Source organism: Catenibacillus scindens (assembly GCF_014202115.1).
Lineage (GTDB): Bacteria > Bacillota > Clostridia > Lachnospirales > Lachnospiraceae > Catenibacillus > Catenibacillus scindens.
Genome location: NZ_JACHFW010000004.1, coordinates 136,587 through 157,550, shown reverse-complemented (window position 1 = coordinate 157,550; position 20,964 = coordinate 136,587). Strand labels below are relative to the sequence as shown.

The following is a 20,964-nucleotide window of genomic DNA, read 5'->3' as shown; positions in this document are numbered from 1 at the left end:
GGCCATCCATCCATGGAAGGCCAAACTCTTATAAAATTTGTGATAGTTTGTCAGTGATGTACCTGATGGTCAAGATGCTGTAAAATTTCGGCAATATTATAATGAATCTGTTTGACAGCGGGGGTTTTTCAATTTATAATAAATTTATGGAAAAGTCCGGAGCAAAACGAAGTCAGATCGGGAATAACAAAAATTTTACAAACATTTAAAAAAATTCAAAAAAACCTGTATTTTTTTGTTGACAAAGGTATTTGTTCTGTGCTATGATACATCTTGTGCTGAGGCGGTATGATTTCTGCCCGGCGAAGTTGATGAAGCGTGGATGAGTCTGTAGCTCAGCTGGATAGAGCAACGGCCTTCTAAGCCGTGGGTCGGGGGTTCGAATCCCTTCAGGCTCGTTTATCAATTTAATATTGATATGGTGGGTATGGCGCAGTTGGTTAGCGCGCCAGATTGTGGCTCTGGAGGCCCAGGGTTCGAGTCCCTGTATCCACCCTGGAAGGCATCTTTGATGAGAAGATGCCTTTTTTTATATATAAAATGTTGAACAGTACACATTCCTTGTGGGTGGTATGGCCGCTCCTGTGTTGCGCACTGGGCGGTTTATAATGTGAGATTGAAAATTTCTTCATGATGGCATAGAATATACTTGACAAGAGGGCTGTTGGTCAGAGTATACTTGACCAAAGGCGAATAAGAGTTACAAAGAGCAGCGTCTTACTTTACCAGAGCGAGGGCGCTGCTTTTTGCACTTATCAATAATCAAAACAACAAGAGTTATGATTGCGCAAAGCATAATTACAAATTGGATCAGAGCCCAATATGTACCCATAAGAGCCAGTCCTATTTTACAGAGAAAAGATCTATGGAATACATATCGCCGAGAAAAAATGAAGCCTGGTATGTGGAAAAATGTAAAAGACAGTGTGAGAAATGGCAGAAAAAAGGCTGAAATCCCAGGATTTTCCTTGCTTTCAGCCTTAAAAATGCGGATGACAGGAATCGAACCTGCACACCGAAGTACCAGATCCTAAGTCTGGCGCGTCTGCCAGTTCCGCCACATCCGCATAAACACATATAAAATGCAGGGTAAAAATTACCCTGCCGACTGGGCTAGCTGGATTCGAACCAGCGTAATGCAGGAGTCAAAGTCCTGTGCCTTACCGCTTGGCGATAGCCCAATAAAATAAGTCTGTGAAACGATAATAATAATAGCAAAATGCGTGGACTTTGTCAACCGTTTTTAAAAGGCTGTTTTTTGCACGGGAGCAGTTATAAATTTCTTACGAACTGGACATCCTGTAAAGGTAAAGGAGGAATGAAATTATGGCAACTTTATCATGCGATGCAAAAAACTGTATGCACAACGACGCGCCTTACTGCTGTATTTCACATATTTGTGTAGGCGGCACAAAGGCAATGACGGAAGCGGAAACATGCTGCGACAATTTCAAGGAAAAAGGTAGTATGGCAATGAACAGCGCCTGCGGACAGAGCCGTCCCAATCCTATGGTGGATATTGAGTGCAAAGCCTGTCACTGTGTCTACAATGAAAACTATCATTGCCGGGCGGAGGCTGTAAATATCTGCGGCCCCAGCGCCAGTGTATGTGATGAGACACGCTGCGCCACATTTCAGGCAAAATAATTGGAAAAATAAAGGAGTTCCGGGAAAGCGGCCCGGAACTTCTTTATTTTCGCGGTCGGTGAAGGGACAAAGTCTTCGCAAGTAAACTTGCTCCGCTTTTTCTTCCTCAGCCGCATGGCTGAATAGTTACAAAAAATATAGTTAAGTAGTTGACAATTTTACAAAACTTAATTTATAATGAGAAAATAGAAAGTTTAACAGATCTATAAAAGACTTTGGATTTTTCATCATTTCAATAAGAATCTTTTTTCAAACAGAAGATTTTACCCGAAAAGATGTGTCAGAAGAAACTGTTTCGGGGTAGAATAATAATTAATATCCCGAATCTATACCTATAAACAAATGTTGAAGTTTGTCTATGATGTCATAGATGGAAACTTTAACGCTATTTTCAGAAAGGCGGTGGCTTATGGCAAACGTAGACATCAATGAGATTACCCCGGAAATTATAGAATATGCCGGAATGTGTAGCAAGAGCGGAGCGATCAACCCGGAACTTTATGGGAAGTATGATGTAAAACGGGGGTTAAGAGACATTAACGGTAAAGGTGTTGTCGCTGGCTTGACTCATATTTCGGATATTATTTCTTCAAAAGAGGTTGATGGCAAGTCTGTACCCTGCGATGGTGAATTGTATTTCAGAGGCATTAATATCAATGATATTGTTCACGGATTTATCAGTGAGAAACGGTTCGGTTTTGAAGAAGTGGCGTATCTGCTTTTGTTTGGCGATCTTCCAAATAGTCAGGAATTGAAAGATTTCAGAGATTTACTGGCTTCTTACCGGACATTGCCCACAAACTTTGTTCGTGATGTCATTATGAAAGCGCCCAGCAATGACATGATGAATACTCTGGCCCGAAGCGTTCTGACGCTGTACGCCTATGACGAACAGCCGGACGATACGTCTATTCCCAATGTACTTCGTCAGTGTTTAATGCTCATCAGCGTATTTCCTATGCTTTCCGTATATGGATATCAGGCGTATAATCATTACATCTGTGGGGACAGTTTTTATATACATAATCCGGATCCGGAACTGTCTACTGCTGAAAATATCCTGCGTATGCTTCGCCCTAATATGAGTTATACTCAGATGGAGGCCATGGTTCTTGACCTTGCCCTGGTTCTCCATATGGATCACGGCGGTGGTAATAACTCTACATTTACGACCCATGTGGTGTCCTCATCGGGAACCGATACTTACTCCACCATCGCGGCGGCGCTGGGATCTTTAAAAGGACCCAAACATGGCGGTGCCAATATTAAAGTGGTTGAGATGTTCCAGGATATGAAGGCACATTTAAACGATCCTAAAGATGAGGATGAAGTGCGCACTTATCTGAAAAAGCTCCTTCACAAAGAGGCTTTTGATAAGAAGGGTCTGATTTATGGTATGGGACATGCGGTCTACTCCATTTCTGACCCACGTGCTACTATTTTTAAAGCATTCGTGCAGAAGCTGGCATTTGAGAAGCACAGAGAAGCTGATTTTGAATTGTACTCCATGATCGAACGCCTGGCTCCGGAAGTGATTGCCGAGGAACGGCGGATTTACAAAGGCGTCAGTGCCAATGTGGATTTTTACAGCGGTTTTGTGTACAGTATGCTTGATCTCCCCACAAAATTGTTTACACCGATGTTTGCCACGGCCCGTATTGTGGGTTGGAGCGCTCACCGTCTGGAAGAGCTGATCAATTCCGATAAGATCATCCGTCCCGCATACAAGGCTGTACAGGAACATCTGCCTTATGTGCCTTTAAAAGACAGGTAAATCTTTATGGAAATTGAGAGAAAGTTTTTAGTGAACCGGCTGCCGGAAAATCTGGAAAGCTATCCATGTCTCCACATTGAACAGGGATATTTATGTACAGAGCCTGTGGTGCGTATTCGCCGTCAGGATGACAGCTATTATCTCACTTATAAATCCGGCGGGCTTATGGCCAGGGAGGAATATAATCTTTTTCTGACAGCAAAGGCCTATGAACATCTCCGAAAAAAAACTGACGGAAATCTGATTACAAAGAAAAGATACTGCATCCCCTGGGAAAAGTGGACAGTGGAGCTGGACATTTTTGAGGGATGTTTTCAGGGGCTTGTAATCGCTGAGGTGGAATTTTCCTCTGTGGAGGAGGCCAATAGTTTTGTTCCGCTGCCCTGGTTTGGCGAGGATGTGACATGGTCTTCCAAATATCACAACAGCGTCATGAGCCAGGCAGACCCTGACGTTTACAGACGGGAATCCTGACCTGGCCGATTTTTCCAACATATATTTATGAAGATTGCAGATAATACCATTACAGACATGAACATGTCTGATAAATTTCATAATATATATGGAGGAAAAAGACGATGTCTAACACAAGTGGAACAGGTTCCAACGGAAGTCGTATGGAAGTACCTGAAGCGAAAGAAGCAATGAACAGATTTAAAATGGAGATTGCCAATGAACTTGGTGTGAATTTAAAACAGGGTTACAATGGCGATCTGACAAGCGCTCAGACTGGATCTATCGGCGGCGAAATGGTGCGCCGGATGATCAAAAAACAGGAAGAGCAGATGTCTGGTCAGAATCCGGGAATGTAACGGATTAGAAAATTTTAAGAGCAGGCGGCGTTGTGCCGCCTGCTTTTTCTGTATAAAGAAAAACTTTCAATTGAGGGTGGGAAGTGGTATACTGATTAAAATAATACCTGGATAGAAGAGAAAAAGAGGAGATCCTATGCTATATCAGATCAATGACGTCACTGTGATGGTGGGCGGCGCAAAGATTTTGGATCATATTCATTTTGAGATCCACGGCACAGAAAAAATCGCTGTTGTCGGCCGCAACGGCGCGGGAAAGACCACGCTTCTAAAGCTGATCTGCGGGGATTTGACACCGGACCGGGATGACCGGCGGCAGCATCCGGGGATCATAGCGGCCAGAGCGCTGACAACAGGGATACTGCGGCAGGATGTATTTAAAGACAAGAGCTTGGTGTTAGAGGAGTATCTCCACAGCCTATTTGGCAGGGAGAATAGTTTTTTGCCGGAAATGTATGCCTTTGAGCGTGATTTTGACCGGATGTTTACCCGCCTTGGATTTTCCACTGAGGATAAGAATAAAAAGCTGGAAGAGTTTTCCGGAGGGGAGCAGACGAAGATCGGACTGATCTTTTTATTCCTGCAAAAGCCCGATATTCTCCTTTTAGACGAACCGACCAACCATCTGGATATGGGGTCTCTCAGATGGCTGGAGGAACAGATCAGAAATTACGAAAAAGCGGTGGTGATGGTGAGCCATGACCGTTTTTTTCTGGATCAGACCGCTCAGGTAACTTACGAATTAACCAGGGGACAATTTGTCCGGTATGTGGGAAATTACACAGAATACAGGAAGCAGAAACGAAAAAATATTGAGATACAAAACAAAGCCTATGAGCGCTGGCAGACAGAAGTGAACCGGCAAAATGAGCTGATCCGGCGTTTTAAAAATAAACCTAAAAAGGCGGCCTTCGCCCGGTCCAGAAAGAAAATGGTGGAGCGCATGGAGAAAGTGTCCAGGCCGGAGCCGGAGGAGAGCCACATATTTACGGGAGAAATCCTGCCCTTAAACCGGGGAAGCAAATGGGTTTTTCAATGTGAACATTTGAAAATAGGCTATGACCGCCCTCTGCTGGAACTGACCTGGAGACTGCGCAGGGGACAGAAAGTGGGAATCGTCGGGCCTAACGGGGCGGGAAAGACCACATTTTTAAAAACGGTTGTGGGAAAGATTTTGCCCATGGAAGGAAAATGTGATATCGGCAATGAGATTTCTATAGGATATTTTGATCAGCACAGCGCCAATATTTCCTCGGAAAAAACGGTGGCCGGTCATTTTCATGATCTTTTTCCGGCGCTGACTCAAAAAGAAGTTTATCAGACTTTAGGCGCCTTTTTGCTGGGCGGGGAGCGGGCGTCAGCGCGGGTGAAGGATCTTTCCGGCGGGGAGCGGGCCCGGCTGGTTCTGTGTGAGATCCTTCAGAGCCGCCCTAATTTCCTTGTCCTTGACGAACCTACAAATCACATGGATATCCCGGCAAAAGAGACATTGGAGTCGGCATTTTCGGCCTATAAAGGAACGATCCTGTTTGTGTCCCACGATCGGTATTTTATCAGCCAGGTAGCCGATGCCCTCCTTATTTTTGAGGATGGGGAGGCCTCCTTTTATCCCTTTAGCTATGAGCATTATGCCCGGCGAAAGTATGAGGATTCCGGGGACGGACAGACGTTAAGGGCCCGTATGGATGCTCAGGAGGCGGCCATGATCCAGGAGTTTCGTGATGTGCCAAAGGCAGAGCGCCACATGGAAACGGTAAATACTGAGGAGGCTTATATGGATTGGCAGCTTAGGCTGGCCAGAGAACAGATGGAGCAGTGCCGGGCAAAAACGCAGCAGCTTTGGAGACAGCTTGAGATACAATCTGTGGAACAGTGGAAAATATTTGGCTCTGGTGGAAGCTGGGAGCAGGCGGGGGATGAAAAAGAAGCCTATGAGGAGGCTTTGCTAAAATGGCAGGAAGCCTGTGAACAGTGGTATGAGATTTACTGTCAATATGAGGATTGCCGGGAGGAACTGTATGGAAAAGATTCAGATACCACAGAAAGTGGAATATATTATTAAAGAGCTGGAAGATCATGGGTATGAGGCATACGCTGTGGGCGGCTGTGTCAGGGACAGTATTCTTGGACGGGTTCCCGGCGACTGGGACATCACTACATCTGCCACGCCCCAGCAGGTCAAGGCAGTGTTTGAGCGAACGATAGATACAGGGATCGCCCACGGAACAGTGACGGTTATGCTGGATAAAGAAGGCTTTGAGGTGACGACCTACCGGGTGGACGGAGAGTATGAGGACAGCCGCCATCCAAAACAGGTGTCTTTTACGTCAAGTCTTGAGGAAGATCTTGCCCGGCGGGATTTTACTATAAACGCTATGGCCTATAATCCCAGAAAAGGGGTTGTTGACCTGTACAATGGAGAGGCGGATCTGAGAAAGAAATGTATCCGCTGCGTGGGTGATCCCAGGCAGCGCTTTGATGAGGACGCTCTGAGGATGATGCGTGCGGTGCGCTTTGCCGCCCAGTTAGGCTTTCATATTGACGAACTCACAGCACAGGCTGTCCGGGAGCAGGCCGGACAACTGAAAAATATCAGTGCTGAGCGGATCGCGGCGGAACTTGTGAAACTTCTCGTTTCCCCCTGGCCGGAAAAGATCCATCTGGCCTGGAGTCTTGGCATTACCGGGGTGATCCTTCCGGAATATGACCAGATTGTTGGCGTGGAACAAAATACCCCCAATCATATTTATACTGTGGATGTCCACACCTGTAAAGCACTGAAAAATATCGAACCGGATCCGGGGCTTCGTCTGACTATGCTTTTTCACGATTTTGGCAAGCCCTTGGTGAAAAAAACGGTGGATGGGAGAGATATTTTTTACCGGCATCCGGAAGTTAGCGCGTCGATGGCTAAGACTATTATGAAGCGGCTGAAAATGGATAATAAGACGACAGACCGAGTGGTCCGCCTGGTCAAATGGCACGGATTAAAATACGACGCCACGCCAGTTCATGTGCGCAGGGCGCTAAACCGTGTGGGGGCAGATCTTTATGATGATTTTATCAAAGTACAGCGGGCAGATATTATGGCCAAAAATCCTGCTGTGATCGGGGAAAAACTGGCTCTTTTGGAGAAAAAGGAAAAAATATATCATCAGGTCATCGAGAGCGGCCAATGCTACTGCGTAAAAATGCTGGCTGTGGGAGGACAGGATCTTATCGCGGCGGGAGTACCTAAAGGTCCGCTGCTGGGAGCGGTCCTTGACCGGCTTACGGAGCGGGTGATCGACTGCCCGGAGAAAAATACAAAAGATCAACTGATCCCTTTGGCTTTAAAAGAAAAAGACAGCCCGGATATTTTTGAAAAGAAGAAAGACTTTTTCTGGGATGGAAAATGAGCGGCGATCCGGCTCCATGGCTGAAACGTTGAGAAAATGATAAGGAGGCTTACTATGACTATTGGCACCATTGGCACAGGACAGATTGTGGAGAAAATTTTGACGAGTATTGGAAAGACCAGACATCTTAAATGCTCGGCAGTCTATTCCCGCGCAAAAGAGAAAGGCCAGGCGCTGGCCAAACGTTTTGGGATTCCCGCAGTTTACACAGATATGGAGGCATTTTTAAATGCTCCGGATATTGACATTATTTATATCGCTTCACCCAATAGTCTCCATTACAGCCAGGCAAAGATGGCTCTGGAACATGGGAAGCACGTGATTGTGGAAAAACCCATGACCCCATATTATGGCCAGACAAAAGAATTATTTGATCTGGCTCTTGAAAAAGGATTGCTTTGTTTTGAAGCGTCCACTATCGGCCATGCCCCCAACTTTGCCATTATGAAGGAACACTTAGAAGAGATTGGGCGTACGCGCCTTGTGCTGTGCAGCTACAGTCAGTATTCTTCCAGGTATGATCTTCTTAGAAAAGATGAAGTGACTAATATGTTTGATCCGGCGTTTTGCGGCGGAGCCCTCATGGATATTAATTATTACAATATATATACCGTTACCGCCCTTTTTGGCCGTCCGGGCCAGGTTGTTTATTATCCCAACCGGTATAAAAACGGCATTGATACTTCGGGGATCCTTATGATGATTTATCCGGATTTTGTCTGCCAGTGTACAGGCGCCAAAGATACATGGGGCGCCAACGGCGTGCAGATCCAGGGGGAAGATGGTTATATTTTCGTGGCTGGGAGTACCAATGAGAGCGGTCCTGTAAAAGTGGTTACAAAGGTTTCGGAAAAGATATACGACGTCCAGCCCGATGGAAATCAATGGTATTACGAATTTCAGAGCCTGGACCGGCTCTTTTATGATGGCGATATGGAGCGGTGCAAAGCACTGATGCAGGCAACGCTGGATACCGCCTGGGTGCTGGAGGAGGGACGCAAAAGCGCCGCCATGGATTTTTGATAATGGAGAAGGGGGATGTTTTTTATGGACAACATTTTGTCAGAGCAAGCTTTGGATTATATTCACAGCCACGTAGAAAAAAATATTAATCTTTTATCAGAGCTTGGCCGGATTCCGGCGCCGTCCCACCAGGAGGACAAAAGGGCGGCATTTGTAAAATCCTGGCTGGAGGCTCAGGGGGCCAAAGGCGTTTATATTGATGAGGCAAAAAATGTGATCTATCCTGTAGGCTGTGATGATCATGAGGATATTGTGGTGATCATGGCTCACATGGATATTGTTTTTCCTGATCTTGAGCCTCTTTGTCTGGAGATTCGGGATGGAAAAATGTACGCTCCCGGCATCGGCGATGATACCGCAAATCTTGTACAGCTTTTAATGACTGTAAAATACATTATTGAAAATAAAAAGAAACCGGAGACGGGAATTTTATTTGTGGCCAATGCCTGTGAGGAAGGTCTTGGAAATCTTAAAGGCAGCAAAGCGATTATAGATACCTGGGGCAGCCGGGTGAAGGAGTTTATATCTTTTGACGGCTATACCGGCGGAGTGACCAACGACGCAGTTGGCTCCCACAGGTACCAGGTGACTGTTAAAACCGAGGGCGGACATTCTTTCGGAAATTTTGGAAACAGCAATGCCATTGTGTCTCTCGCCTCCATTATCGGAACATTGTATGAGAAAAAAGTGCCCACAGCGGCAAAGACAACTTATAATGTAGGGACTATTTCCGGCGGGACTACTGTGAACTCTATTGCCCAGGAGGCATCCATGCTCTATGAGTTTCGGTCAGAGTCCAGAGACTGTCTGAAAGAGATGGAACAATTTTTTGATTCTGTCATTGAGATGTACCGCCATATGGGGATGGATCTTGATGTAAAAGTGATGGGAATCCGTCCCTGCGCGGGAGATGTGAATAGGGAAAAGCTGGAAGCGCTGACTCAAAGAAGCTGCTACATTACAGAACTGATCACAGGTCAGCCTTGTGATGTGGGGGCAAATTCCACAGATTCCAACATTCCTCTGTCTATGGGGATACCGGCCAATACTCTTGGAACAATCCGGGGAGGGCGCGCCCACACAAGAGAAGAATGGGTGGATCTGTCCAGTGTCGAGGAAGGATTTAAAATTGCCATGGCTGTGGTTCTTCATTATTTTAAAGAAGCGTGATACAGCCGGTACCATGGGGTGGTGGATGTTGATTGAAATGTGGTAAAAGTTTTTGGCTGCCATGGTTTTTGTGTTTTCTTACAGTCTCTGTTTTGTGCGTTGGTTGTCGTGCCCAAAGCGCTCCGGGAGTGGGGGAAATTTCGGATGGGATTTCTTTTGAGGAAACTTTCGGCGGGCCGGCAGAATCGGAGACTATGACAGTGCTTCCGGCGCCGGGAGGAACCATTATGGGCGTGTATGCCTGGAATGAAGATCTTCTTATTTATTATTATGCGGACGGGTACTATATGCTTTGCCGGGTGGACAGCGCCACTGGGGAGACGTTGGGCCAGACCGAACCGTCTTTTGTCCGGGAGCTTCAGATTGAATTTTGCCAGGACAATGTAACCCTTCTTTCCGAATTTGCCGGACATGAAGGACAAAATGAAATTAAGATACAGGACGGAATTTTTAACAGTGAGCCGGAAGCGGAGACCCGGCCGTCCCTTCTTCGGATTTTTGATTTGGAATCCGGAAAGTTTTTGTGGATGGATGAAAATTTTAACATCGTCTCGGAATATTTTGTAGACGGGGATTATGTCTCAGCGCCCAGAATGGATTTGAATAATAAATATCTGTATTATGTAAACTATAGCGGGCAGATTCTGCAAAAAGACCGGGAAACTGGCGAAGAAAAAAGAATTGATCCTGGAGCTGATTTCTATGAACCGCCTTATATTGAAGGAATTTATAATAATGGGACATTGCTGGCGGTGACCGGAACGATTCTTGAAAAAACAGACAACGGACTGGATAATTTCCGCAGCGTGAAAAATTATGTGGATCTGTCCGGGGGCAATATTTATGAGAGCAGTTCGTTTTCTCCGGTGACTGGAAGCGGGAGTATGTACTATACAACACTGTATGGGATGCTGGATCAGGCGGTTTTCGGTGATTTTTCCCAGCCGGATATGACCTGGCAGTTTCTCTTTGATGATTACGAGGAGTATGATCATGTCTTTGCCTGGCCCCAGGAGCGCCGTCTGTGTACATCGTATACCGAAGAAACTTCTGATGGCAAAGCAAGGGAAGTGTTGTCTCTGTATGATATGGACAGCGGAAGGAAGGTGGCCTGCTGGCCGGTGGATATTGAGGATGATGAGGCGGTGAACGCAGTCTGGCCGGTCTTTGCAGACTATCGGGCGGATACAGGTCAGGTTGTCTTTTATCTTAGCAGCAGGCCCGATGAAATTTATGTATGGAATACTTTAAATGAGGATACAATCTGTGGAGAAGGAAAAAGCTACCGTGTTCCGTATATCCCGGCGGATACTTATGAACCTCAGCTTTTTGCACAGCTTGAAGATTATGCCGCTGGGCTGGAACAGCGTTTTGGCGTGGAAATTCTTCTTGGAGATGAGTGCCCGGTACAGTTGTCCGGATATCAGGCGGAAATTTCAAATTCTGTGCCTAAAATTTACCGGAGCCTGAAATTTATGGAGGAATGCCTTTCAAAATACCCGGATGGATTTTTTGAACAGCTCCAGGATGGATGCGGTGGAAAATTGGAGTTTTATCTGGTAAAAAGGCTGATTCCTGACGGGGATGACAGCTTGTCATCTACTGTTGGGCTTTATGGGGGAAGAAACGGGCAGTATATTGCAATTTCCATAGATTCGCCAGGGCGTTTGCAGACCCTGATCTACCATGAGATCAGCCATGCCATAGATTATATGATTTCCGGGGATGGTGATCAAAACTATACCTCTGCTTTGTGGAATCTGATGAATCCGCCTGGTTTTTCTTATGCCTGGGGATACCGTGAGAATGCCATGGATACGTCCTGGGACTACATTTTTAACGGACCGGGAAGCCCCAAGGAAGCCTGGTTTGTGGATATTTATTCCAAGAGCTTTCCCACAGAAGACCGGGCAAGGATCATGGAGTACGCTATGGGGATGTATCCCGGCTGCGCCTACTTTGAGTCTTCTCACATCCTCCAAAAGCTTACCGTTATGAGCGAGACCATACGGCGGAGTTTTGACACGGAGGGATGGCCGGAAACACTGTGGTGGGAGCGGCCGCTCAACTGCAGTGAATAGACGGTCTGATTCTTATGCAGGCATAAGTCATCCCGCCCTATTCTCGATGGCTGAACTTATTCAAAAATCTGATTGACAAGTGAAAAAAAAGTTGCTATACTCAATGAGTGTGCGCAAGCGGTGAAGCTGTTTTGCGCACATATTACCGAAGATAGTTATTTTCGGCAGCCACTTTTACTTATATTTCAGGAGGTGAAAATAATGCCAACATTTAACCAGTTAGTAAGAAAGGGAAGACAGACTGTAGAAAAGAAATCCACAGCGCCGGCTCTTCAGAAGGGCTACAACTCTCTGCACAAGAAGACAACAGATATGTCCTCTCCACAGAAACGCGGTGTGTGTACTGCAGTTAAGACAGCTACTCCTAAGAAACCTAACTCAGCTCTTAGAAAGATCGCCAGAGTTCGTCTCTCCAACGGTATTGAAGTAACAAGCTACATTCCGGGCGAGGGCCACAACTTACAGGAGCATAGCGTTGTTCTGATCCGCGGCGGCCGTGTTAAGGACTTACCAGGTACAAGATATCATATCATCCGTGGTACACTTGATACAGCAGGCGTTGCAAAGAGACGTCAGGCACGTTCCAAATATGGCGCTAAGAGACCAAAGGACGCTAAGAAGTAATTGTTTTCAATCTGTACTATTTGCGACGAATGTAGCATTATTTTACCATAGTAACGGATGGTTGCTGGTTTAATATAAGAGAGCAATTCGAGCGCGAACACATTACAGGCGTTTAGGCCATGTGAGTACCGATGATCTAATCTATATTATTAAGGAGGGAAGTAACGTGCCAAGAAAAGGACATATCCAGAAAAGAGACGTACTGGCCGATCCGATCTACAACAGCAAGATCGTAACAAAGCTTATCAATAACGTTATGTTAGACGGTAAGAAAGGTATTGCCCAGAAGATCGTTTACGGCGCGTTTGACAGAGTCGCTGCCAAGACTGGCAAAGAAGCTCTGGAAGTATTTGAGGAAGCTATGAACAACGTTATGCCTGTACTTGAAGTAAAGGCAAGACGTATCGGTGGTGCCACATATCAGGTACCTATCGAGGTAAGAGCTGACAGAAGACAGGCCCTGGGCCTTCGCTGGCTGACATTGTTCGCACGTAAGCGCGGTGAGAAGACAATGGAAGAAAGACTGGCCAACGAGATTATGGATGCTGCTAATAACGCAGGCTCCGCTGTTAAGAGAAAAGAAGACATGCACAAAATGGCAGAGGCCAACAAAGCATTTGCTCATTACAGATGGTAATTTGCCACTGGCTTCGTAACTAATTTAAGGAGGAATTATCCTTGGCTGGAAGAGAATATCCATTAGAGAGAACCAGGAATATTGGTATCATGGCTCATATTGATGCTGGTAAGACCACATTGACAGAGCGTATCCTCTATTACACTGGTATTAACTATAAGATTGGTGATACTCACGAAGGTACTGCAACCATGGACTGGATGGAACAGGAGCAGGAGAGAGGTATCACGATCACTTCAGCTGCTACCACATGCCATTGGACACCTCAGGAATTTCACAAACCAAAGCCAGGCGCTCAGGAATACCGTATCAATATCATTGATACCCCTGGACACGTTGACTTTACGGTAGAGGTTGAACGTTCATTGCGTGTGCTTGACGGTGCTGTCGGCGTATTCTGTGCGAAGGGCGGTGTAGAACCACAGTCCGAAAACGTATGGCGTCAGGCAGATACTTATAATGTACCTCGTATGGCATTCATCAACAAGATGGATATTATGGGTGCAAATTTCTACGGTGCTGTAGAACAGATTAAGACACGTCTGGGCAAGAATGCGATTCCTGTGCAGCTGCCAATTGGCAAAGAAGATGACTTCAAGGGAATCATCGACCTGTTTGAAATGAAAGCCTACATCTACAATGATGAAAAGGGCGATGACATTTCCATCGTTGATGTTCCTGATGATATGAAAGACGACGCTGAGTTATACAGAACAGACATGATCGAAAAGATCTGTGAACTGGATGACGACCTTATGATGCAGTATCTGGAAGGCGAGGAACCTACAACAGAGCAGCTCAAGGCAGCGTTAAGAAAAGGTACATGTGAGTGTACAGCCGTTCCTGTATGCTGTGGTTCCGCATACAGAAACAAAGGTGTTCAGAAACTTCTGGACGCTATCATTGAATATATGCCTGCTCCTACAGACATTCCTTCAATCAAAGGTGTAGATATGGAAGGCAATGAGATCGAGAGACATTCTTCTGATGAAGAACCGTTCTCCGCTCTTGTATTCAAGATCATGACCGACCCGTTCGTAGGAAAACTGGCATTCTTCCGTGTATATTCCGGTACAATGAATTCCGGTTCCTATGTATATAACTCTACAAAAGATAAAAAAGAGCGTGTTGGACGTATTCTTCAGATGCATGCCAACAAACGTTCTGAGCTGGACAAAGTTTACTCCGGTGATATCGCCGCTGCTGTTGGTTTCAAAGTTTCCACAACCGGTGATACGATCTGTGATGAACAGCATCCGGTAATCCTTGAGTCCATGGAATTCCCGGAACCGGTTATCGAGCTGGCGATCGAGCCTAAGACAAAAGCCGGACAGGGCAAGATGGGTGAAGCTCTCGCGAAACTTGCAGAGGAAGACCCAACATTCCGCGCTCATACAGATTCTGAAACAGGACAGACCATCATCGCCGGTATGGGTGAGCTTCATCTGGAGATCATCGTTGACCGTCTTCTGCGTGAGTTTAAGGTAGAAGCTAATGTCGGCGCTCCTCAGGTTGCTTACAAAGAGACATTCACAAAGACTGTGGAAGTGGACAGCAAGTACGCAAAACAGTCCGGTGGACGTGGACAGTATGGTCACTGTAAAGTTCGTTTTGAGCCTATGGACCCCAATGGCGAAGAAACATTCAAGTTTGATTCCGAAGTTGTGGGCGGAGCTATTCCTAAGGAATATATCCCGGCTGTCGGCGAAGGTATCGAGGAAGCTGCAAAAGCTGGTATTATCGGCGGTTTCCCAGTACTTGGTGTTCATGCTACTGTATATGATGGTTCCTACCACGAAGTTGACTCTTCCGAAATGGCATTCCATATCGCCGGTTCTCTGGCATTCAAAGATGCTATGAACAAGGCTGGCGCAATCTTACTTGAGCCGATCATGAAGGTTGAAGTGACAATGCCGGAAGAATATATGGGTGATGTTATCGGTGATATCAACTCCCGTCGTGGACGTATTGAAGGTATGGATGATATCGGCGGCGGCAAGATGGTTAAGGCTTTCGTCCCGCTGGCTGAGATGTTCGGTTATTCTACAGACCTGCGTTCCAGAACACAGGGCCGTGGTAACTACTCCATGTTCTTTGAAAAATACGAGCCAGTTCCAAAATCTGTACAGGAAAAGGTTATTGCCGCAAAAGCAAAATAATCAAAATCGGGCTTGAATATCCGGCCCAAATGCAATATAATTAGTTTTAGCTAGGCGGATAGAGAAGGGCTGAATCATTATTTTTTGTGATGGGGTGGCCTGTATCCGCGGTGATGCCGCATTGCGGTATGTCAGTTTATTATGCCCTTGCCTTTAGGGGTAATTATATTAAGGAGGACTATCAAAATGGCAAAAGCTAAGTTTGACAGAAGCAAACCACATTGTAATATTGGTACCATCGGTCACGTTGACCATGGCAAAACAACTTTAACTGCTGCTATCACAAAAGTATTAGCAGAGAGAGTTCCTGGTAACGAAAAAGTAGACTTTGAAAATATCGACAAAGCTCCGGAAGAGAGAGAGCGTGGTATCACAATTTCTACAGCTCACGTTGAGTACCAGACAGCAAAACGTCACTATGCACATGTTGACTGCCCAGGCCATGCTGACTATGTAAAGAACATGATCACTGGTGCTGCTCAGATGGACGGCGCTATCCTTGTTGTTGCTGCTACTGATGGTGTTATGGCTCAGACAAAAGAGCATATCCTTCTGTCCCGTCAGGTAGGTGTACCTTATATCGTAGTATTCTTAAACAAATGCGATATGGTAGATGACGAAGAACTTCTTGAGTTAGTAGAAATGGAAGTAACAGAAGTTCTTGAAGAGTATGAATTCACAGACTGCCCGATCATCAAAGGTTCCGCTCTTAAAGCTCTTGAAGATCCTTCAAGCGAATGGGGCGACAAGATCATGGAACTCATGGATACAGTTGATGCGTACATTCCTGATCCGCAGCGTGACACAGATAAGCCTTTCCTTATGCCTGTAGAGGACGTATTCTCCATCACAGGCCGTGGTACAGTTGCTACAGGTAGAGTAGAGCGTGGTACACTTCACCTTTCCGAAGAAGTTGAGATCGTAGGTGTTAAAGAGGAAACACGTAAAGTTGTTGTAACTGGTATCGAGATGTTCCGTAAACTCCTTGATGAAGCTCAGGCTGGTGATAACATCGGTTGCCTTCTTCGTGGTGTTCAGAGAAACGAAATCGAAAGAGGACAGGTTCTTGCTAAACCAGGCAGCGTACATCCTCACAGAAAATTCACAGCTCAGGTTTACGTATTAACAAAAGACGAGGGTGGCCGTCATACACCTTTCTTCAACAAATACAGACCTCAGTTCTATTTCAGAACAACAGATATCACAGGCGAAATTCAGCTTCCTGAAGGCACAGAGATGTGCATGCCTGGCGATAACGTAGAAATGACCATCGAACTGATCCATCCGATCGCTATGGAGCAGGGTCTTACATTCGCTATCCGTGAAGGTGGCCGTACAGTAGGTTCCGGCCGTGTTGCCACAATCATCGAATAATGTGAAATAGCAAAGCCATGCATTTTCATGGTAAAAAAGCTCGGACAAGCTGAAAGCTTGTCCGAGCTTTTTTTAACATGAAAATATAGGGCGCAGCCCGCATCAGGACGAAGCTTTGCTTCGTCCTGATGGCATGGCTATGTAAAATTATATAAAAGCATACGGCGCCAGTCGCAGCTGGATGAGCAAAGCGAAGTCTGGCTGGCATGGCGTTAAGCTGTGAGAACATGACAAAAAAGCTCGGACAAACTTGTATCATAAAATAGGATAGACCACATAAACACATATTTCCAAAGGAGCAAGCCGGGCGGTCAGGCGGGTTCCCCTGTCCACATGAATATATTCCACGGAAATATCCATACCTGCATTTCTGTCAAGATAATCTAACTCAATGGGAAGCATATCGTCATGTATGCCAAGGCGGATAAATTCATCCAGGACACTGCCGTGTTTTGGTCCTAAAATAAACTTTTGTATGCGGTAACTGCCTTCCGGCCATTGAGAAAAATCAAAGGAAAACTCGATAATGTTTCCGCTCTGAAGTTTTTCATAAATCTGGTAAACCGGGTACTGTTCCTGGCTGTTCAGGCAGTGGGCTGCCGTGTAATGGACATAGTTGTACATAAGTATCTGGCATGTATTTTCGTCCATGGAAGTAATAAAAGCGTTCTTGTGATGGTAAAAGATCCGGTCTGGCGTTTTGGACAACATGAATAGGGCAAAATATGAAGGTTTTTTGATGCCGTGGAAAGTAATAATACCATTTCCTCCGGAAAAATAAGGATTATCGCTGTTATTTTTATAAATAATATCTGAGAAAGCCGAGTAAGCGATATTCGCCACATCTCTGTAAAGTTCTATATATGTTTTAAACAAAAAAGGAGCCATAAAAGCGGAGTCATTTGTCCATGGGCAGGGAGCGGTTTCATTTTGAAGGTAGGTTACATAAATGGGCAGCGGTTCCAAAAAATAATTGGCGTAAATCTTTCGGAATTTCCGGATGTAGTTTAAGAAGAAATCCGGATCTGTGGACAAAATCAGATGATGGCGGCCTGCGTCCTTTGGCGGTTCATAGGGATAAAGGTGGAGGGAAATATAGTTAAGGTTCATATGCCGGCGGGACAATTCTTCAACCATAGATTCAACAAAATCCCAGGGAAGCATAGGAGAACCGAAAAAACAGCCGAAAGAAGCATGAGGGATCAGGCGGTGTATAAGATTTTCCAGCTTTTCACAAAAAAGAGCATATTCTCCCGGAGAAAAAGCCGCCATACCCGGTTCCTGAAAGGGCATACTGTATTCAAAACGCCATTGGGACAATACCTGCTGACCATAACGTTTAATATAGTATTTCAGAAAACTTTCAATAAGTCCCATGTCCGGCGGGCAGCCAGCGTATTGGGGATCGTGGGTCATACAGGCAAAATCTATATGGGGCAGGAGATGTAGCCGGGAGAAAAAGTCAAAAATACTGTCAAGCTCTGAAAAAGGATAGGCAGATTCTGGAGCATTCACTGTTGCGGCGTAATCTTTGAATATGCCCTGGATGCGGCCATAGGTGAAAGGAATTTTTACCAGGAGTTCACTTAATTGCTCCTGAAATTTTGTCTGTCCGCAGTGAAGACCAAAGCCCAGATTGATCATATCATGCCATTTGGTATCCAGATTTTCGTATTTTTCCGATTGCATTAAAATATTAACGGTCTCTCCAGCCACAGATATTTCTGAAAAAATAGAGCTTTCAGGGGAAAATAAAGGGACGGGCAGAGGCAGAACCGAAGAATACTGAACTTCTTCCGCCTGAGAGACTTCTTTTTTGCCGGAGATTTCCTGGGGAGGATTGGCCGGAAAATATCGTTTCCGATATTGGTTTGGCGTCATTTGCAGTTCACTTTTAAAACATTTATTAAATGAGGAAACATTTGGAAATCCGTTATTTAAAGCCACATTCGTCACAGATGTTTTTGTGGATTCCAGATCTTTTTTGGCATGTTCCAGACGTATAGAGGTCAGATATTCATGAAAACCCTTATGAAAATGAGCCTTAATGTACCTTGACAAATATGCTCCGGAAAGATGCATATACTCTGCCATCTCATTGAGAGTGACCGGGCGCTCATAGTTATTTTCAAGATAAAATGTAATCTGGTCAGAGCGATGTGGGAGCTGATCCCTGGAAACACTGATGGGCAAAATATCTGAGAGAAGTACAGCCAGATTAAAGCTCAGAGATTGAAGAATCAGGTCACGGTTTTTGGGTGAACCGAACCAGACGGAAGCTATCTGGGTTAAGATTTGTCTGAATACTTCCCTGTGGCGTTCAATGTTTTTTGAAAGTTCAACATGAAGGCCTTCCCATCCGGGGACATGTTCGTAAAAAAATGACATATCAAAGGCAATCCAAATGAGCCGTGAGCTGACGCTGCCAGAGAGCAGCACTGATCCCGGCTGAATGGAAGGGAGAAAGAAGAAAAAGTCTCCGGACTGGCCGTAGATTGACCTTTCATTGATGACAAAGGAACAGGAACCTTCCAGTACGTATAAAATCCGGATACCTTTAGAAAATAGAACATTTTCGTTGTTTGACGAAAGAATCTGCACATTTTTTACGGGTAAATCGCTGCAGGTCATGGACGCTTCAACTCCTTTTTCATGAAAAATCCCCGATGTAATCTTTTATCAAGTTTAGCACAGGATGAAAAAGATTACAATCGGGGAATGTTTTAACTGATTTTTACTGGTTTTGTCCGGGACAGGGCGGGAGATCCGGGAACCCGGAAATTGCTGTTGGCTAAAGGTGTAATGGGCGGCAGATCTTTGGGTGGTTCCAGTTGGGGAATCCACGGGTAAGGGATTCGGTAGGAGCGGTAGAGCATATTCATATACGGCGGCTGAAAAGCAGAACCGTTGCCCTTTCCGTTAAAGACAGGATTGGTAAACTCCCATACAAGCTCGAAATCTCTTGTTACTTCAAATATCCGGCCGTCAACACCTTCGGTGATCAGTGTATTTCCGTTGGGGAGGCGCTGGGCGCTGCTGACAAGCTTACTATAAAAGCGAAATCCTTCCAGCGGGCCGAAATATCCGGCCTGGGCGGCGCTGTATTCCCACTCAACTTTTAGGGTTACAGGGTTAATTTCAAGGATGCGGGAATAATCCCGGTGGATCGCTTTATTTCCGGTGGGATTGTATGGAGTGGGAACCCCATAGCCGGCAGCGCCGCCGTTGTCAAATAAAAGGATATTGCCCTGGCCGGGAAACCCTTTGGGGATCATGTGGACGTGATGCTGACCAATGATCCATCCTATCGCTTTCAACGTCTCATTTTCAGAAAAATCAGGACCGAGCCGCCACACAACGCGGCCGGTTTCGTGAGAGATAATGCACATAACGCAGCCTTCACGGCTGCCAAAGAGAATATTTTCCGGACGGAAACGTTCATCCCCCTGGTCGTACCATGGATTTTCTCCAAGCCATGATACACAGTTAATATGAAGCCAGTCGCCGCAGCCCGATCGGGGCTCATAGTTTGGCCATTTCCGGATTGTCTCCCGCTGTACCGGCGAAAATCCAAATTCATCAATATGCTCAGAGGCTGACCAGCGCCATAAAATATGACCGTCTTCATCCACTTCGATGATGGTATCGTCAAGGAGCATTTTATCTGAAATCTTTGGATTTTCCACATTTTCATGGCACAGGATCAATGTTTTTCCCCGCTTTTCAAACACTTCCCCATCCTTTAGAGGACAGTAATCGTTGGGGGTACCTTCTCTTTGGAAATCATGGTGCTGACGAAGGGCTGGAACGGGTTTTTGGCCATTTGCAGTCCAGGTCGTAAAAGCATCATATTTCCAGACAATATTTCCGTCCCAGTCAATTTCAATTAAATCGGCCATGTCCTGTAAATGATTGGGGATTTCGGCGGATGATCCCATAATATGGCCATTTGGCAGCATTTTCAGGGGAAATCCAGTAATATTCTCAAACCTGCGGAACTCGTTGCCGTGCATATCAATAATAACAGCGCCGCCCCCTGGGCAGGCGTAAAGTGTATATCCATTGTAACATTTTTCTGGTTTGTACAGGCAAACCCCAGTTGGATAGTAAGATACATTTCCCATAAGCAGTTCTCCTCTGATCAAAATATTTTTCTAAGATGATGTATTTATTATAGGTGTTGGCGGTGACAGAATATAGCTTTTTATTAAACATAACCCAATGTTTATTTTGATATTTTTAGCGCTCCCCAGGTGAAAATAAAA

General features: G+C 45.5%; 15 protein-coding genes and 4 tRNA genes. 15 read left to right on the top strand and 4 right to left on the bottom strand.

Translation table 11 applies throughout. The annotated features are described in order from the left end of the window. The first annotated feature begins 324 nt into the window (after window positions 1-324). Together HNP82_RS07005 and HNP82_RS07000 are read left to right on the top strand one after the other, a co-directional pair. A tRNA-Arg gene (locus HNP82_RS07005) sits at window positions 325-398 on the top strand. A gap of 23 nt (window positions 399-421) precedes the next feature. Then, window positions 422-495: transfer RNA gene (locus HNP82_RS07000), tRNA-His, on the top strand. Window positions 496-987: 492 nt separating this feature from the next. Here HNP82_RS07000 and HNP82_RS06995 read toward each other — a convergent pair. Next, window positions 988-1,067, bottom strand: a tRNA-Leu gene (locus HNP82_RS06995). Between the two features lie 41 nt (window positions 1,068-1,108). Next, window positions 1,109-1,181: transfer RNA gene (locus tag HNP82_RS06990), tRNA-Gln, on the bottom strand. Window positions 1,182-1,326: 145 nt separating this feature from the next. Between HNP82_RS06990 and HNP82_RS06985 the strand changes: the two genes are divergently transcribed. The 13 genes from HNP82_RS06985 to tuf all read left to right on the top strand — a co-directional run bounded on the left by HNP82_RS06985 (window position 1,327) and on the right by tuf (window position 16,699). Next, window positions 1,327-1,647: a DUF1540 domain-containing protein gene (locus tag HNP82_RS06985; RefSeq protein WP_183772853.1), complete on the top strand. Its 321-nt coding sequence runs from the start codon at window positions 1,327-1,329 to the stop codon at window positions 1,645-1,647. Window positions 1,648-2,056: 409 nt separating this feature from the next. After that, window positions 2,057-3,421 carry a citrate/2-methylcitrate synthase gene (locus HNP82_RS06980; protein ID WP_183772852.1) on the top strand — a complete coding sequence of 455 codons (1,365 nt, stop codon included), beginning with the start codon at window positions 2,057-2,059 and terminating at the stop codon, window positions 3,419-3,421. 6 nt (window positions 3,422-3,427) lie between these two features. Further along, window positions 3,428-3,895 carry a CYTH domain-containing protein gene (locus tag HNP82_RS06975; RefSeq protein WP_183772850.1) on the top strand — a complete coding sequence of 156 codons (468 nt, stop codon included), beginning with the start codon at window positions 3,428-3,430 and terminating at the stop codon, window positions 3,893-3,895. 104 nt (window positions 3,896-3,999) lie between these two features. Then, a complete protein-coding gene (locus HNP82_RS06970; RefSeq protein ID WP_183772849.1) occupies window positions 4,000-4,233 on the top strand; it encodes an alpha/beta-type small acid-soluble spore protein in 234 nt (77 codons plus the stop codon). Between the two features lie 136 nt (window positions 4,234-4,369). After that, the gene (locus HNP82_RS06965) at window positions 4,370-6,295 is read left to right on the top strand and encodes an ABC-F family ATP-binding cassette domain-containing protein (RefSeq protein ID WP_183772848.1); all 1,926 of its coding nucleotides are present in this window, start codon (window positions 4,370-4,372) and stop codon (window positions 6,293-6,295) included. Beyond that, window positions 6,252-7,631 carry a CCA tRNA nucleotidyltransferase gene (locus tag HNP82_RS06960; RefSeq protein ID WP_183772847.1) on the top strand — a complete coding sequence of 460 codons (1,380 nt, stop codon included), beginning with the start codon at window positions 6,252-6,254 and terminating at the stop codon, window positions 7,629-7,631. The genes HNP82_RS06965 and HNP82_RS06960 overlap by 44 nt, the downstream gene beginning before the upstream one ends. 54 nt (window positions 7,632-7,685) lie before the next feature. After that, window positions 7,686-8,654 carry a Gfo/Idh/MocA family protein gene (locus tag HNP82_RS06955; RefSeq protein WP_183772845.1) on the top strand — a complete coding sequence of 323 codons (969 nt, stop codon included), beginning with the start codon at window positions 7,686-7,688 and terminating at the stop codon, window positions 8,652-8,654. 24 nt (window positions 8,655-8,678) lie between these two features. Continuing rightward, on the top strand, window positions 8,679-9,824 hold the full coding sequence (locus tag HNP82_RS06950) for a M20/M25/M40 family metallo-hydrolase (protein ID WP_183772844.1): 1,146 nt from the start codon (window positions 8,679-8,681) through the stop codon (window positions 9,822-9,824). Between the two features lie 32 nt (window positions 9,825-9,856). After that, window positions 9,857-11,905 carry a hypothetical protein gene (locus HNP82_RS06945; protein WP_183772843.1) on the top strand — a complete coding sequence of 683 codons (2,049 nt, stop codon included), beginning with the start codon at window positions 9,857-9,859 and terminating at the stop codon, window positions 11,903-11,905. 201 nt (window positions 11,906-12,106) lie between these two features. Beyond that, window positions 12,107-12,529, top strand: coding sequence for a 30S ribosomal protein S12 (gene rpsL, locus HNP82_RS06940; RefSeq protein WP_183772842.1), 423 nt, complete (start codon window positions 12,107-12,109; stop codon window positions 12,527-12,529). 166 nt (window positions 12,530-12,695) lie between these two features. Continuing rightward, a complete protein-coding gene (gene rpsG, locus HNP82_RS06935; protein ID WP_183772840.1) occupies window positions 12,696-13,166 on the top strand; it encodes a 30S ribosomal protein S7 in 471 nt (156 codons plus the stop codon). A 41-nt stretch (window positions 13,167-13,207) separates the two neighbouring features. Continuing rightward, window positions 13,208-15,325 (top strand): elongation factor G, encoded by a 2,118-nt coding sequence (fusA, locus tag HNP82_RS06930; protein WP_183772839.1) that lies wholly within the window; start codon window positions 13,208-13,210, stop codon window positions 15,323-15,325. A 186-nt stretch (window positions 15,326-15,511) separates the two neighbouring features. After that, a complete protein-coding gene (gene tuf, locus HNP82_RS06925) occupies window positions 15,512-16,699 on the top strand; it encodes an elongation factor Tu (RefSeq protein ID WP_183772837.1) in 1,188 nt (395 codons plus the stop codon). Between the two features lie 255 nt (window positions 16,700-16,954). Here tuf and HNP82_RS06920 read toward each other — a convergent pair whose 3' ends face one another. After that, window positions 16,955-19,330, bottom strand: coding sequence for a GH39 family glycosyl hydrolase (locus tag HNP82_RS06920; RefSeq protein WP_183772836.1), 2,376 nt, complete (start codon window positions 19,328-19,330; stop codon window positions 16,955-16,957). Between the two features lie 92 nt (window positions 19,331-19,422). Next, window positions 19,423-20,823, bottom strand: a complete 1,401-nt coding sequence (locus HNP82_RS06915) for an aryl-sulfate sulfotransferase (protein WP_183772835.1) — start codon at window positions 20,821-20,823, stop codon at window positions 19,423-19,425. Window positions 20,824-20,964: the final 141 nt, after the last annotated feature.